Below are 15,511 nucleotides of genomic sequence, written 5' to 3'. Positions count from 1 at the left end.
CACTATTAGATGCTCGGCTAAATGGTCGGCTAGTAGATGGTCGGCATTAGTCTTAATGACTACAGCGCTTTGCAGTTGCGTGGGCGCGCCTATTGCACAACAAATTGTGCAATCTATATTATTGCAGGGTGCCGACAAGGCTACCGCAGCAGCGCTAGATGCAAATGAAGAAAAGCAAAAGCTAGCTGCGCAAAATATGCCTCTTAAAAATACAACGCCAGATAAATATGACATTGCGTTTATCAATTCGGGTTTTCAAGAAATTAAACCTGAAATTGAACCCTTACCTCAGCAAGCGCTATTGGACGAAGAAAAACCCGTCCAACTCATGCAAGAAGCTAAATTGGTACAAGTTGAAGTGTGGAGTTTGCTGATAGGAGACGAAAAACAACATATTCTCGAAGCTGCAAAGAAGCAAGGTTCAACCGAACTCCCTCCTGAAAATGAATGGCAACAAAGCCAAATTGCCATTGGTGCCACTAGCAATACTAAGCTCAACAAACAAGAAGTGATTACTTTTTTGATTCCAATGGAGTTAGGTAAGTTACATAGCGGCTCTAAAGCGCTGGTCGAGTTATCTACAGCAGGACAGTTGAGTGTAGCGCGTTACGCAGTGAATTAAGTCAGCAACATTTAGGCTGCAACTTTAAGCATCGAGCAAACCGCTGCGCATAGCAATCAGCGCGATTTCTGCCGAATTATTTGCATTCAACTTTTGCTTGATATTGTAAAGATGCGTGCCTACAGTACGCGGACTTAAAAACAAAGTTTCGGCAATTTCATTAGTGGTTTTACCTTTTGCCAATGCCATAAATACCTCAAACTCACGCGGCGACAATACATCAACAGGGTTCTGATCGCCAGATAATTGCTGTATCGCCATTTGTTGCGCGACACTTGCCTCCAAATATTTTTTACCTGTTGCGACCACACGAATGGCTTTAATCATCTCTTCTGCCGCACTACGCTTAGTCAAATAACCCATCGCGCCAGCATTCAATACGCGCTTAGGGTGCACTGAGTCTTCATGCGCGGACAATACTAAAATCTTGGCAGAACTATCTTTAGCCAAAATCCGCTCAATCGCTTCTAAGCCGCCTATGCCTGGCATCGTAATATCCATCACCACCACGTGCGGTTTAAATTCCACAAAACGCTGTATGGCTTGCTCACCACTTTCCGCTTCGGCAATGACTTTAATATCAGAATCTGATTCAAGCAGCATCTTAAATCCCATGCGCACTACTGCGTGATCATCGACTAACATTACATTGATTAAGCTCATATTTTATCCATTGTCTGTGTTTTATATATCTAAATTTGCGCTTGCAACACTTGCGGTATATTAATGTAGAGGGTTGTTCCTTGATTCGGTTCAGAAGCGATACTAAAACTACCATGAAAACCCTGCACTCGCTCGCGCATACCTAGCAAACCAAAATGTTGGGTTTGGTCTACTGTTTGTATATTCATGCCGACACCATTATCTTTAATTGTCAGCGCAATGTTAGCTGCCTCGACATGACTTGCATCTGCTAAAACTGCCAACTTAATATCAATGATGCTAGCCTGCGCATGTTTAAGCGCATTATTGATGGCTTCTTGCACGATGCGATAAATATTGATGTTCAACGTTTCGCCAAGCTTATCCAGATTACCCTCCAAGCTTAAATTAATCTTCATTTCTGGATGAAGATTTTGCCAATAATGCACGGTATCTTTTAGTGTTTCAGAAAGCCCAAGGTTATCCAATGCACCCGGACGCAGCTTACGGACAATATTATGCATACCATCGTAAATCTGGTTTGCTGCAGATACAATGACCTGGGCATTACTTGAAATATCAGGCGATTTTTCTTTGGTTTTATTGGCAATAGCGACCGCGAAAGTCTTAATTGCCGTCACATATTGTCCAAGTTCATCGTGCAACTCTCTAGCTAGACTGCGACGCTCATCTTCGATATGACTTTGAATAAGCTGGGTCAGCTGGCGATTTTCTTCTAGCTGGCGCTCGGCAGCGAGTGACTCCGCCATGCGGTTGAGGCTATGCCCGATGCGATCAAACTCTGGCAAGGTAAAAGTGGGTAATCGTGTGCTTAAATCGCCCTTTTCCATACGATTAATCGATGCCAAAATACGGTTTACAGGTCTAAGTGAATGACTTAATAGCGCATACACCATCACATTGAGTAGTATGAAAAAAATCAGACCTACCCACATTAACTGACTAAAACCCGCCCAAGCTTCACGGATAGAACCCGCTGCGCTTGATGAAACCACCAAAGTACCATAGCGAATTTTTCGTTCTACAGTCTCAGTTTTAGGCGCTACCAGCTTAACAAACCATTCGGGTGGGTGAACGTTACTTTTAAACGTAGATTCGGGCGACTCGTAAAGCACATTGCCTCGGATATCGTAAAGCATAATATGGCTGCTACGCACATAACCTAATGACTGCAAAAAGCTTTGCAACACTTTATGCGTTGGCCCATATTCTGGGTTAAGCGCCGAACTTATAATGACAGTATCCAGCAACTGAACCGTCACACGGCTTGCCGCCTCGACGCGTTCTCGAATAGAAATTCTGGTGTCGTTAACTAAAATCGTACCCACTACCAAAATAAAGGCTAGCGAAAGCAGTGTAATCAATAAATTTAGACGGAATTTTAAGCTCATGAATAGCAATAAATTAGAGTTTAGTAAGTAGTGTTGTCATGACAAGTTAACATGTGTAGAGTTTAACAACTTTAATTCAATCGCCCTATAGTGTTAATCACTAAAACTACTGATACAGATTACATATGAAAACAGAGTTCATCATTGAAGCAGCACTAGCAATTCAGCAAACAATTTTAGCCAATGAAAGCACATTGGAATCGCTAGACCGTGAAATTGGTGATGGTGACCACTACATCAACATGAAGCGTGGCGCGACCACCGTTGCTGAAATGCAAGCTGACTTGGCGTCGCTAAAACCTGATGAGGCTTTAAATAAAATCGGTCTGAAGCTGCTCAGCACCATTGGCGGTGCGTCTGGGCCATTACTGGCTAGTTTTTTCATGAGCATGGCTAAAGTGCTAAAAGAAAATGGCGATGAATCAAACTTAAAAATAGCGGCTGCCTTTGCTGGCGGCGTACAAGCCATTATCCAGCGCGGTAAAGCAGGCCTCGGTGAAAAAACCATGCTTGATGTGCTCATTCCAGTTTCTAACGAATTTGTTCTGCAAGCCACGCAAAATAACGATATTAAATTAATCTGTGCCAAACTTATCCAAACCGCCGAACAAGGCATGCTATCAACTAAAGATTTAATCGCAACAAAAGGTCGCGCTGCGGGTTTGGGTGAACGTGCTATCGGACATATTGACCCAGGCGCTAAGAGTTGCCAGTTAATGATAGAGACCGTTTGTCATTTATTACTTAAACCTTGAGGATACGTCATTCTGAGCACAGCGAAGAATCCAGTACTTTGTCACATTAATATGGATTCTTCGCAATGCTCAGAATGACGGAATTTAGAGTTAGCAAAGTAAATTAAGTACACTTGTAAGGATAAAAATTATGAAAAAATTTATCAATAAAGTCGACAATATCTTAGTTGAAAGCCTATCTGGCTTTGCCAAAGCCCATCACGATTTGGTAGAACTTCACCTTGATCCAAACTTTCTAACACGGACCAACAAAGCACAAAACAAAGTCGCCATTATCTCTGGCGGCGGTTCAGGTCATGAACCTTTGCACGCTGGCTACATTGGCTACGGCATGTTAGATGCTGCCTGCCCAGGCCATGTGTTTACCTCACCAACGCCAGATCAAATGCTGATGGCCGCAGAAGCCGTGCATGCAGATAAGGGTATTTTATTCATTGTTAAGAATTATGCGGGCGATGTCATGAACTTTGAAATGGCGGCAGAAATGTTGCCTTTTGAACATGCTACTGTGCTCACCAGTGACGATTGCGCAGTGGTAAACAGCACCTACACCACAGGGCGCCGCGGTGTTGCGGGTACCGTGATTGTAGAAAAATGTGTAGGCAGCTTGGCAGAAACTGGCGCTGACTTGCAAGCTTGCAAAGCGCTAGGCGACAAAGTCAATCATCGCACGGCTAGCATAGGCGTAGCACTTACCAGCTGCACTGTGCCAGCGGCTGGACGCGCCACTTTTGACATTAGCGACACTGAAATTGAAATGGGCGTGGGTATACATGGCGAACCCGGTCGCAGACGAGAAACCATGCGCCCAGCAGATGAAATTATCGGCGATTGCGTTGAAGCCATTTTGATGGATTTTAAAACAAGGCAACTGCAGCCGTCTAAAAAGCATGAAGCCTTGTTACTCGTTAACGGCTTTGGCGCAACGCCGCTGATGGAGCTTTACCTCATATATAACACTGCCGCCAAACTATTCAACCTGCATAACCTTGAAATTTCACGCTCACTCGTTGGCAACTACACTACCGCTTTAGATATGGCGGGCGCCTCGATTACCTTATGTTTATTAGACGATGAAATCAAACAGCACTGGGATAGCCCTGTGCATACTGCGGCATTAAGATGGGGTAAATAAGCAGTGGCAATAGTTTTAAGCTAGAAATCTGCTTTTCAGCGCTTCTAAGTTTAGCTCTTTTAATATGGCCTCTAAGCGCTCTTGCGCATTCTTGCGTGGCTGACCTGTGTATTTGGCAATAATGAGCTCGTTTTTCATGGAGTGCTCCCAACCCACCAGTTCCGTTACAGTCAGTTGATAACCAGCAGCTTCAAGCTGTAAACAGCGCAAAACATTGGTGATTTGGCTACCAAACTCACGGGTATGAATCGGGTGGCGCCAGATTTCGCTTAAAGGTGTTTTGCCAAAACTTTCATTTTTGTGCTGTCGTAACACTTCCGCGACTTCCGCCTGACAGCATGGTACTAGCACCATATATTTAGCTTTTTTCTTTAAACCAAACTGAATCGCATCATCAGTAGCAGTATTGCAAGCATGCAGCGCAGTGACGATATCTACCGTGTCTGGCAAAGTATTAGAAGTAATAGATTCTTCCACGCTTAAATGCTGAAAACCCATGCGTTCAAAATGCAAATCTTCTGCAAGCTGACGTGATTTTTCAACCAACTCAGCACGTGTTTCTATACCTACTACCTGCCCTGCCGCATGCTGTTTAAGCAATAAATCATACAAAATAAAGCCTAAATATGACTTACCGGCGCCATGGTCAACCATCGTTGGATTAGGATTTTTCGCCAATACTTCATTAAATAGTGGCTCAATAAAATTCACTAAATGGTAAACCTGCTTGAGCTTACGGCGACTGTCTTGATTGAGCTTACCGTCGCGCGTGAGAATGTGCAGCGCTTTAAGCAGCTCGATGGATTGGTTAGGTTTTATTTCGGGTATTTGCATGTGCGTATTTTAAGCCATAAACGCTAAACTAAAGATATACACAGATAAAAACTTGATTATTAATACTAAATGTTAAAATGCGCAGTAATACGCAATATTTAATGCCTCGAAAACTGAAAGTGTTTAAGCAAGACGAGGCGCGAATTGATTTTGAGCGCGCCGCATATGGGTTATATGCAAGCAATCAAAATCATTGAGCAACGAAGTATTGCGACAACATTTTTTGATTTTGAGGTATTAAATGGCAATTCAATGGTATCCGGGTCATATGACCCAAGCACGCAAAAAAGCCGAAGAAACAATGGAATTTATGGACATTGTGATTGAGGTGCTAGATGCGCGCGTGCCTGAGGCGAGCCATAACCCCGTGATTAACGAAATGCGCTTGTTCAGACAGCGCCCTAACTTAAAAATACTCAATAAATCTGACTTGGCAGACCCTAAAGCGACTGAAGCTTGGTTGAATTACTTTAATCGCCAACCCAACACCAAAGCCGTTGCGCTCTCATGCAAAAAACCGGGTGAAGCCAACAAAATCCTCAAACATTGTTTAGCACTTACGCCGCACCGTGGCTCGCATTTAAAACCTTTGCGCATGATGATTATGGGTATTCCTAACGTTGGCAAATCAACGCTGATGAACGCCCTACTCAACCGGCGCGTAGCTAAAGTAGGCGATGAACCTGCTGTGACTAAAAGCCAGCAACGCTTCGACATTAGCGAAACCATGAGCATTACCGACACACCAGGGATGATGTGGCCAAAAATCCAATATGAAAGCGACGGCTACATGCTTGCCGCTAGCCATGCGATTGGTCGTAATGCAGTGATTGATGAAGATGTTGCAATTTTCTTAGCGAACAACTTACTCAAAAGCTACCCAGCACTGGTCAATGCACGCTACAAACTAGACACCATGAAACATGAAGGTGGATTTTTAGATGTACTAAAAATGGATGGCGTAGATTTACTAGAAGCCATCGCCAGACGACGCTCATACAAACGCCATGATGGTTTATGGGATATGGAGAAAACCGCAGTCGCTTTTCTCACCGATTACCGCAGCGGCGCGATTGGTAGAATTAGTTTAGAAACACCGTTGAGTCGTAGTGAAATGATGCAAGCAAGTTTACCGAATGTTGTCGATGATACGGCCTCCGAGATAGACGTAGACGAGGCGAATTAAAACAGTACATTTCTAGATGCATATTTATGCGATTGATATATCCAAACCGTAAACTCTGATTTATCGTATGCGCTAGGAGTTTCAAAATGCAAAAACAGAGTTTACAGTTATTGAGTATGCTTGTTTTATTGGCGATAGTGACTGCCTTTAATTACAACTTTTTCGCCTCTTTGGGGATTACTGGGGTCACCCTGTTAAATTTGCTAGTAGTGGTAACGGCGGCTTACTTTTGCGAGTTCTTTGTCGCTTTAATCACAGCGTTTCTAGCCTTCTTGACGATTAACTACTTTTTCACCGAGCCGCGTTATACCTTTGAAGTTGCACATGCGGAATCGTGGACTAGTTTAGTTTGCTTTCTTATAGTTTCCACCGTCATTACATCGCTGGTTAAACAGCTCAAATTTCAATCGCAGCAAGCACTTATCAATGCACAACGGGCAGAATTCGCCAGAACGCTTGCAGAGCGCTTGGCGCTTGCCAACAATATTGATAACCTCTTGTTGGATACCTGCAGAGTACTGCAAAAAGAGTTCAATAAGCCGTTCGCTATTGCCATGCCTCAGCCAGCAAATTCGGCAGAGTCTAAATATAGTTATAGCCTCAGCATTCAATCTGATGCGGTAGAAACGCCAGATAAGCGCTTATTAAATTGGGTTTCAGAGAATGGCAAAGCTATTAGCCCTTACACAGACTACTGGACTGAATCTTTTACGCAATCAAAACAGTGGTTGCTGCCTTTCAACCGCTTACCAAGCGCTGACCCAATTTTAGTGGTGGATAAAGTTGATGATGAGGAAAGCATAGAGACTTATACGGCCATAAAATCATGCGTGGACCAAATTTCGCAAGCGTATCAACGACTCATCAATAGTGAAAAAGCCCAACTTGCAGAATTAGCAACGCAAGAAGAAGCCATTCAGAATGCATTGCTGGCCTCTATTTCTCATGATATGCGCACACCGCTTACGTCCATTTTAGGTGCGGCGACTACCTTGCAGCAACCTAATTTGAATGCGGAACAAACAGCACAATTAACTGCATTAATTGCCTCTCAAAGCCGATATTTGGCGAGTACTACCGAGAACATACTCTCGCTTATTCGCCTAGAATCGCACTCAGCAAGCCCGATTCACATGGACTGGCAATCGCCAGAAGAGCTCATTGGAATTGTGATGGAGCTATATAAAAACCGTGGTGAATCTCTCAATATTAAAGTCACGATGAGTGAACCTGAGCTATTAATAAAAGGTAATGTTAATCTACTGACACAGGCGTTGGTCAATTTGATTGATAACGCGAAGCAGGCGCATGCAGGTGATGAGCCTATACTGATTGAAGTCAGCAAAATAGATAAAATGGTGAATATCAGCGTGAAAGACCGCGGAAATGGCTTCATACAAGGCATGGACTCAATAGCCATTAAAAAATTCATGACGACCAAAGCTAAAGGTTTTGGTTTAGGGCTTTCTATTGTGCAAGCCATCGCTAAATCGCACGGCGCGAATTTCACCCTCAGCAATAGAGTTGGCGGCGGCGCATGCGCCACCTTAAGTTTTGTTGCGCCAGAAGTAGGTGTTGTTGATGTCCAGTAACCATATTCTAGTCATTGAAGATGACTTGCAGATCAGTCAATTTCTACAATCCAGCTTGAAAGCCAATGGCTACCATACCGTTTGTGCACATACCATTGCAGAGGGTAAGCGTTTATTTGATGCAAGCAAACCTGCATTGTTGGTATTAGATTTGAATCTGCCTGATGGCGATGGTAGAGAGGTGATTTCATATGTGCGCCTAAATTCAGACATTCCAATACTGGTGCTCTCTGCACGCCAAGCAGAGCAAGAAAAAGTAGATTGCTTTAACGATGGTGCTGATGATTATTTAGCTAAACCTTTTGGCGTGAATGAGCTGCTCGCCAGAGTTAAAGTTGCGCTCAAACGCACGGCGATGATGTCATTACGTGACGATGTATATCATGTAGATGAGTTAACTATAGATACCGTCAATTCCACTGTGCTATTAAATCAACAGCCTGTGCATTTAACACCAATCGAGTTTAAATTGCTTTTCATATTGGTGACAAAGCCGGGGAAAGCATTCACACACCGCCAGTTGCTTACCGAAGTTTGGGGCGCCGAATATGTAGATGACACGCATTATTTGCGTATCCATATGGGTCGATTACGTGCCCGGCTTGAGAAAAGCCCTGCTGCACCGCGCTATCTATTGACCGAAGCTGGCATAGGCTACAGGCTTGCCGCGACTTAAATTTATAAGTTAAAAGAAGTATTTTTTTACAATCGTCATACCGACGAAAGTCGGTATCCAGCGTCTTTTTAGCAATACTTGCCAGCTTGCTAGCTATAGTATTTCTTATCAGTTTTCCTGACAAAGTCACTAGATTCCGTGTCACGCACGGAATAACACCCTAAATAAAAGTATCAATCTTGTTTATGTGATTGATACATCCCCCCTGTTTTAATGACCTTGTCTCATTCACATTCTTATTTAGACAGGGCATTTAAAACACATCATGCATAACAATATAAAATCTAAGAGTTTGGCAGCACTTACTTTAGGGGCTATCGGCGTTGTTTACGGCGACATTGGTACAAGTCCCTTATATACCATTCAAGTCATTTTTAGCGAGGCTACAGGTATCGCGCTAAATCAAGCAAACATCATTGGCGCCATCTCTGCTGTGTTCTGGGCGTTGATGCTAGTCGTGATGTTGAAATACGTGATACTAGTATTACGAGCAGATAATCGCGGTGAAGGTGGCGTGATGGCTTTGCTGGCACTCGCTATTTCAAGTGCGGGCTCTGCACCAAATCGTAAAAAAATACTATTGGCTTTAGGTGTGTTTGGCGCTGCATTATTTTACGGTGACAGCATACTTACGCCCGCCATCTCGGTCCTTTCCGCAGTTGAAGGTTTAGAACTGATAAAGCCAGAGCTCTCCACATATGTGATTCCAATTGCGCTGACCATTTTAATCTCACTCTTTACAGTGCAAAAATATGGCACAAACACGGTCGGTAAGTTCTTTGGGCCTATCGTGATTGTTTGGTTTGTCACCCTAGGCATTGTTGGCGTTCATCACATATTGCAAAACCCCGTCATCCTGAATGCATTAAATCCAATTTATGCATTTCACTTTTTGGCAGATCGCGGTACAGGTGTATTTTTAGCCGTAGGTGCCGTCACATTAGCCATTACAGGTGCAGAGGCGCTTTATGCCGACATGGGGCACTTTGGTAGACCTGCCATACGTATCGCATGGACCTGCTTAGTTTTTCCATGTTTAGCGCTTAATTATCTTGGTCAAGGCGCATTGCTACTTACAACGCCAGCCGCTGTAAGTAATCCGTTCTATCTATCTTTCCCACAAGAGTGGTTAATACCAGTTGTAATACTAGCAACACTGGCAACGATCATTGCATCTCAAGCAGTTATTTCAGGTACTTACTCCATCACGCAACAGGCCATACAGCTTGGCTTTTTACCTAGAATGCAGATCCTGCATACGTCTGCAAGTGAGTCAGGCCAAATTTATGTACCCGCAATCAATTGGTTGTTATTGGCAGCTGTCATCATGCTAACCATCGCTTTTCAGAACTCATCAGCGATTGCTTCAGCTTATGGCATTGCGGTAACAGGTACGATGCTAATCACCACGATACTCACCTACTTTGTAATACGTCATAATTGGAAATACCCTGTTTGGCTAGCGTTGAGTGCAACCATTGCTTTCTTTGCTTTAGATTTACTGCTATTGACCTCTTGCTCAGCTAAATTTTTCAAAGGTGGATGGTTGCCAATCGCCCTTGGCATCAGCTTAGTTACCATTATGTGGACGTGGAAACAAGGCCGTGAAATTCTGCTGCAACATATTCATGAAGATGACCCAAAACTTGAAGATTTTGTTAAGAATATCACCCGCGATACCAAAGCTAGAATTGAACGTACCGCTATATTTCTTTGCGCAAATCCAGACACCGTGCCACAAGCGCTGATGCATAACTTGAAGCATAATCAGGTATTACATCAAACCAACCTGATTCTGACAGTGGAATTTGCCGACACGCCCACTGTAGAAAAAGAGCAGCGCTTTGCAATTAAAGAGATTGGCGCGGGCTTTTGGCAAGTGAAGTTACACTACGGCTTTATGGAAACGCCTAACATTCCTAAAGCGCTTGCAGAGAGCAATTTAGTCGGCTTTTCAATCGATCCATTCACTACTTCATACTTTATTAGTCGTGAAACTGTGATTTCTGGCCCTGGTGGAAAGATGGCGAAATGGCGTGATGATTTATTTGCATTGATGTCACGAAACGCAGGTAGCGTAGTGGGTTATTTTAATATCCCAAGCAACAGTGTGATTGAATTAGGGACGAGAGTGCATATTTAAATGAAGTGGGAGCTTTGCATGAAGCAATTTGACGCTTAATTTCACCCCCTCTATTTTCCGTCATTCCCAGTTACGCGGGAATGACGGATGTTTGATGCTTTTGTGAATGGTTTCCACCTTCGAGCAAAGGTTTCTAAGTGAAGCTTATTCGCTTTTTTTAGTCAGTTGCTTACTAAATTCAATATCTAATTTACTGACACGTTTAGGTGTTTGTGGACCATAAGCATTCACAAACGCCACAAAATCTTCCATCATCATCGGCTCACATAAACGTTCGGACTCTCCGCCGCCAGTGGCTAATAGCAGGCTAAACATAGCACCGCTATTCATGGACATTGAATAGTTGTCGTTGCCGCTGCGTCGTTTTAGCCTATCAATCGCGGCACTGGCTCTAGTAGATCTTGCGCTCGATCGCATGCTATTCCTTTAACTTTTAAGTGCTTATTTTTGAGTCAGTAATTATGGCACGCTTTAATCATTTAATTGATAGCTTGTTATAGCCTTAAACGTTAAAATCTAACGCTTAAGTTTTACCCTCATATTTTGCTTTATCACGAGTGAGTGCTTCTATAAATTCAAGTTTCTAAGCTAAACAAGGCGCGAGCAAAAAATTGCGCCGCCGCATATATTTGATATGTAAGAAGTAATTTTTTGTGAGTAACGCAGTGTAGCAACGAAAATTGGATTTATAGAAGTACTCACATGTTAAATTCACTGAACGCGCCTCAGCGCGACGCTGTTAAATATCTCGATGGTCCATTACTAGTACTTGCTGGTGCTGGTAGTGGCAAAACTCGCGTAATTACTCAAAAAATCAGCTATTTGATTGATGAAGCAGGTTATTCGCCTAAAGAAATTGCAGCTATTACCTTTACCAACAAAGCTGCGCGTGAAATGCAAGAGCGTGTAGGTAAGTTAATGGTGGGGAAAAACATCAAAGGCTTAACCATCGCCACGTTTCACTCGCTTGGTTTGCAAATGTTGCGCGCTGAAGCGTCATTACTTGGTTATAAACCTCAGTTTTCAATCTTGGATTCATCGGATAGCTTTAAGATTCTTGCAGATATTTTAGCCACCACGGATAAGCAGTTATTACGCAAGACGCAATCGCAAATCTCGCATTGGAAGAATGGCTTTGTTAACCCAGACCAAGCCAAAGCCACGGCCGAAGAGGAACTCACACATGCAGCAGCCAAGGTTTACCAGCTATATCAACAAACGCTAAAAGCATATCAAGCAGTTGATTTTGATGATTTAATTAAGCTACCTGTCGAGTTATTTGATGAACACGAAGCTGCGCTTAATAAGTGGCAGCGCAAGTTGCAATATCTGCTGATAGATGAATACCAAGATACCAATGCTTGCCAATACAAACTGGTAAAAATGCTCACCGGCGTGCGTGGGCAATTTACCGCAGTAGGTGACGATGACCAAGCCATTTACGGCTGGCGTGGCGCGGACGTAGAGAACTTACGCCAACTGACAGAAGACTTTAGCAAGTTAAAAGTCATCAAGCTAGAACAGAACTACCGCTCTACGATACGCATTCTGCGTGGTGCCAACGCGGTGATTGCGAATAACCCAAAGCTATTTGAAAAGAAACTTTGGAGCGATTTAGGCACAGGTGATTTAATTCAAGTATCTGCATGCATGAGCGAGGAAGCAGAAGCCGAGTCCGTGATTATGAAGCTGCAAGCGCACAAGTTTGAAAACCGTACCAAGTTTTTGGATTACGCCATTCTTTACCGTGGTAATCACCAAGCGCGTATTTTTGAACAATATCTGCGCAATCACAAAATTCCTTACACCATTTCAGGCGGTCAATCCTTTTTTGATAAAGCCGAAATTAAAGATTTAATCAGCTATTTGCGCTTAGTGGCTAACGAAGATGACGACCCAGCCTTCATTCGCGCGGCGACCACTCCGAAAAAAGGCATAGGGAATACGACACTTGAGCGTTTGGGTGAGTTTGCCAGCTTGCATAAAATATCATTGTTTGCCGCGGCGTTTGAGGGTGATTTTCAAAATGACGTTGGCAATAAGCAGCTAGAAGACTTGTTGAACTTTTGTACTTATATTCAAAAAATTCAAGAATGTGCAGTGCGCGACCCAGCAGGTGAAGTGCTTAACGACTTGCTTACCACCATACAATACGAAGCATTTTTATACGATAGCGATGAGCCGCGCGCTGCCGAAAGCAAATGGAAAAATGTGCTTGATTTTATTGGCTGGCTGACTAAAAAAGGTGAAGCAAGCACAGAGTTTGGCAACGAGACAGACGGTAAAAACTTACTAGAACTCACGCAGATGGTGTCGCTGATGAGCATGCTGGAAGGTCGTGAAGATGGCGAGCCTGATGCTGTAAAGCTATCGACGTTACATGCTGCAAAAGGTCTAGAATTTGGTCATGTGTTTTTAATTGGTGTTGAAGAAGGCATATTGCCGCATCGAGAAAGTATCGATTTAGGCGTTACAGACCCCACAAAAATTGAAGAAGAACGCCGCCTGATGTACGTGGGTATTACTCGCGCACAGAAATCACTGAATATTTCATGGTGCAAAAAACGTAAACGCGCAGGTGAAATGCAAATGTGTGAACCTAGCCGTTTTATTGCGGAGTTACCAAAAGATGATGTGCGCCATTTTGGCAACCCATTCAACAAAGACGCAGAAGCCAGCAAAGAATTTGGTAAATCTAAAATGGCGAATATTCGCGCCATGCTAAACAACAATTGATTAAATCTAATTGAGCATTTATTTGAAACCACAACTCAAATAAATGCTCATTCTAAGCTACATGATTATTGACCTAAACGTCGACCATAACTCACCGCATAAGCTGCTGGACGTGCTAACAATATTGGATCATCAGAGGCATCGATACCATCGACCAAAACAAGCGGATTGAACATTGTCGCTTTTTCAAACTTTACGCCATCAGCATCTATGTTTTTAAGCGTTAGCGTACCTAATTCAACTTGTTTTCTAGTTTCTGGCCACACCACTGTAGGGTCATTCACAACATCACCTTTATCAGCGACTTGTACGGCAATTTTAAATTTAGCTGGGGCTTTGCTTAAACGTACTGGTAATTCGTCCATTAAGTAGTTTGGTGTTGCTTGAGCCGCTTGTTCTTTGGTTAAGAACTCTGTGCCGTTGATTGGGGTAATGCGGTAACGGCCATATTGGGTTTCACCTTTTGCATTGGTAAATTTAAACGCGTTTACACCGTAAAAACTCTCTGTTGCAAAACTCACAGGGGCTGGTTTTGGCATTTGCACAAAAGCCAGTGCTGCTGGATGTGACCCTAAGAATTGTTCAACTGGTGATGGTTTTGCGGCATCAGGGCCGCTCGCGGCAATCGAATTTAATAATCCTAAAAAGTCTTCAGGCTTGGCTGCAGGAAAACCATTGGTAGAAATACTCACAATATCCGTATAGGCACCTTCTGCTAACTGAAAGCGAATGGCGATACCCTTAGGAAAAGCATTGCCATCGGCATCTGGAATGGTTGGCAAACCTGTTGCATCTGAAAAACGCACAGTCACAGGACTAGCTTTTGTTTGCAAATGCACAGCTTTACTCAGGCTAGCAGCTGATTTTGCTGGTACGAATTCACCTTGCACAACAATACCTTTTGCATGATTAGCACGATAACCTTGATACGGACCGCCTGATAACTTGGTCAGCGTGTTAACAATCTGCTCCACCACAGGTTTGTTGCTTTCGGCTACATTGGCATCTTCCGCATAAGCATTAGAAATGCTCAATACGAGCACTGAGAGTGCTAAACCTTTGATATTCAATAATGAGCGTTTTGTGTTCATAATATTCTCCTAGATTTTAATAAAGTGAAATGTTTAAAGCTAATACTATCTTCTTATTACGATGTTGCTAATTTATTAATCAAACTTGTTCTTAGTAAAATGAGTTGGCTGTTGAGTTCTTTCAGCTCAGTGAGCGTGCAACCAGTACTGCAAGCAATTTGCGTATGCACATCAGCCGCCTGAGCTTGCAGCAACTTACCCTGCTCTGTTAGCGTAATAATGACCTTGCGCTCGTCTTCAATAGCGCGCTGGCGCTGAATTAAACCTAACTTTTCTAAGCGCTTAAGCAGTGGCGTTAGTGTGCCTGAATCAGAAAACAATCGTTCGCCAATGCTATTGACGGTCACACCATCTTTTTCCCACAGTACCAATAACACTAAATATTGCGGATAGGTCAGCTTGAGCTTTGCTAATAAAGGCTTATACGTCTTTGTCATACTCAGTGAGGCTGAGTAAAGTGCAAAGCATAGTTGCAAATCTACATTTAAGACTTTAGCGCCTGAAGCACTATTTTGAGGTGTCGCTATATTTTCCATCGCATTATTTTCATTGCATTTAATTTCCATGAAGATAATCATATCTCACAATTAAATTGTATGCAATATGATTGTGAGATATTAAAAAATAAGCTTGGATTTATATCTTAGCAAGCGATGTATAATGTGCATATTTCGCAAACTACACAGA

The 15,511-nt window shown here is 43.0% G+C and carries 14 protein-coding genes; 8 read left to right on the top strand and 6 right to left on the bottom strand.

Annotation, left to right across the window (positions count from 1 at the left end):
* Positions 1-55: 55 nt before the first annotated feature.
* Complete coding sequence (locus M301_RS04595; protein ID WP_148218577.1) at positions 56-622, top strand: hypothetical protein; 567 nt, start codon at positions 56-58, stop codon at positions 620-622.
* Positions 623-646: 24 nt separating this feature from the next.
* Here M301_RS04595 and M301_RS04590 read toward each other — a convergent pair whose 3' ends face one another.
* On the bottom strand, positions 647-1,285 hold the full coding sequence (locus M301_RS04590) for a response regulator (RefSeq protein ID WP_013147588.1): 639 nt from the start codon (positions 1,283-1,285) through the stop codon (positions 647-649).
* 29 nt (positions 1,286-1,314) lie between these two features.
* The gene (locus M301_RS04585; RefSeq protein ID WP_013147587.1) at positions 1,315-2,676 is read right to left on the bottom strand and encodes an ATP-binding protein; all 1,362 of its coding nucleotides are present in this window, start codon (positions 2,674-2,676) and stop codon (positions 1,315-1,317) included.
* A gap of 125 nt (positions 2,677-2,801) precedes the next feature.
* Here M301_RS04585 and dhaL point away from each other — a divergent pair, with 125 nt between their 5' ends.
* Together dhaL and dhaK are read left to right on the top strand one after the other, a co-directional pair.
* Positions 2,802-3,431: a dihydroxyacetone kinase subunit DhaL gene (gene dhaL / locus M301_RS04580; protein WP_013147586.1), complete on the top strand. Its 630-nt coding sequence runs from the start codon at positions 2,802-2,804 to the stop codon at positions 3,429-3,431.
* 130 nt (positions 3,432-3,561) lie between these two features.
* Positions 3,562-4,566 carry a dihydroxyacetone kinase subunit DhaK gene (dhaK, locus tag M301_RS04575; protein ID WP_013147585.1) on the top strand — a complete coding sequence of 335 codons (1,005 nt, stop codon included), beginning with the start codon at positions 3,562-3,564 and terminating at the stop codon, positions 4,564-4,566.
* Between the two features lie 15 nt (positions 4,567-4,581).
* On the opposite strand, the gene M301_RS04570 is transcribed toward dhaK, so the two are convergent.
* A complete protein-coding gene (locus M301_RS04570) occupies positions 4,582-5,400 on the bottom strand; it encodes a class I SAM-dependent methyltransferase (protein WP_013147584.1) in 819 nt (272 codons plus the stop codon).
* A 241-nt stretch (positions 5,401-5,641) separates the two neighbouring features.
* Between M301_RS04570 and ylqF the strand changes: the two genes are divergently transcribed.
* From ylqF to M301_RS04550, 4 genes are all read left to right on the top strand, one after another.
* The gene (gene ylqF, locus M301_RS04565; protein WP_013147583.1) at positions 5,642-6,586 is read left to right on the top strand and encodes a ribosome biogenesis GTPase YlqF; all 945 of its coding nucleotides are present in this window, start codon (positions 5,642-5,644) and stop codon (positions 6,584-6,586) included.
* 86 nt (positions 6,587-6,672) lie between these two features.
* A complete protein-coding gene (locus M301_RS04560; protein WP_013147582.1) occupies positions 6,673-8,178 on the top strand; it encodes a sensor histidine kinase in 1,506 nt (501 codons plus the stop codon).
* Positions 8,168-8,854, top strand: a complete 687-nt coding sequence (locus M301_RS04555; protein ID WP_013147581.1) for a winged helix-turn-helix domain-containing protein — start codon at positions 8,168-8,170, stop codon at positions 8,852-8,854. The genes M301_RS04560 and M301_RS04555 overlap by 11 nt, the downstream gene beginning before the upstream one ends.
* Positions 8,855-9,119: 265 nt before the next feature.
* Positions 9,120-10,997: a potassium transporter Kup gene (locus M301_RS04550; protein ID WP_013147580.1), complete on the top strand. Its 1,878-nt coding sequence runs from the start codon at positions 9,120-9,122 to the stop codon at positions 10,995-10,997.
* Positions 10,998-11,141: 144 nt separating this feature from the next.
* Here the strand turns inward: M301_RS04550 and M301_RS04545 are convergent, their stop codons facing one another.
* A complete protein-coding gene (locus M301_RS04545; protein WP_013147579.1) occupies positions 11,142-11,414 on the bottom strand; it encodes a hypothetical protein in 273 nt (90 codons plus the stop codon).
* Between the two features lie 285 nt (positions 11,415-11,699).
* Here M301_RS04545 and M301_RS04540 point away from each other — a divergent pair, with 285 nt between their 5' ends.
* Complete coding sequence (locus M301_RS04540) at positions 11,700-13,733, top strand: UvrD-helicase domain-containing protein (RefSeq protein WP_013147578.1); 2,034 nt, start codon at positions 11,700-11,702, stop codon at positions 13,731-13,733.
* Positions 13,734-13,798: 65 nt separating this feature from the next.
* On the opposite strand, the gene M301_RS04535 is transcribed toward M301_RS04540, so the two are convergent.
* Both M301_RS04535 and M301_RS04530 read right to left on the bottom strand, forming a co-directional pair.
* The gene (locus tag M301_RS04535; protein WP_013147577.1) at positions 13,799-14,824 is read right to left on the bottom strand and encodes a catalase family peroxidase; all 1,026 of its coding nucleotides are present in this window, start codon (positions 14,822-14,824) and stop codon (positions 13,799-13,801) included.
* A 56-nt stretch (positions 14,825-14,880) separates the two neighbouring features.
* Positions 14,881-15,390: a MarR family winged helix-turn-helix transcriptional regulator gene (locus tag M301_RS04530; RefSeq protein ID WP_274377046.1), complete on the bottom strand. Its 510-nt coding sequence runs from the start codon at positions 15,388-15,390 to the stop codon at positions 14,881-14,883.
* Between the last annotated feature and the right edge of the window lie 121 nt (positions 15,391-15,511).

The organism is Methylotenera versatilis 301 (assembly GCF_000093025.1).
Taxonomy (GTDB): domain Bacteria; phylum Pseudomonadota; class Gammaproteobacteria; order Burkholderiales; family Methylophilaceae; genus Methylotenera; species Methylotenera versatilis.
This window is presented reverse-complemented; position numbering and strand designations above follow the sequence as displayed.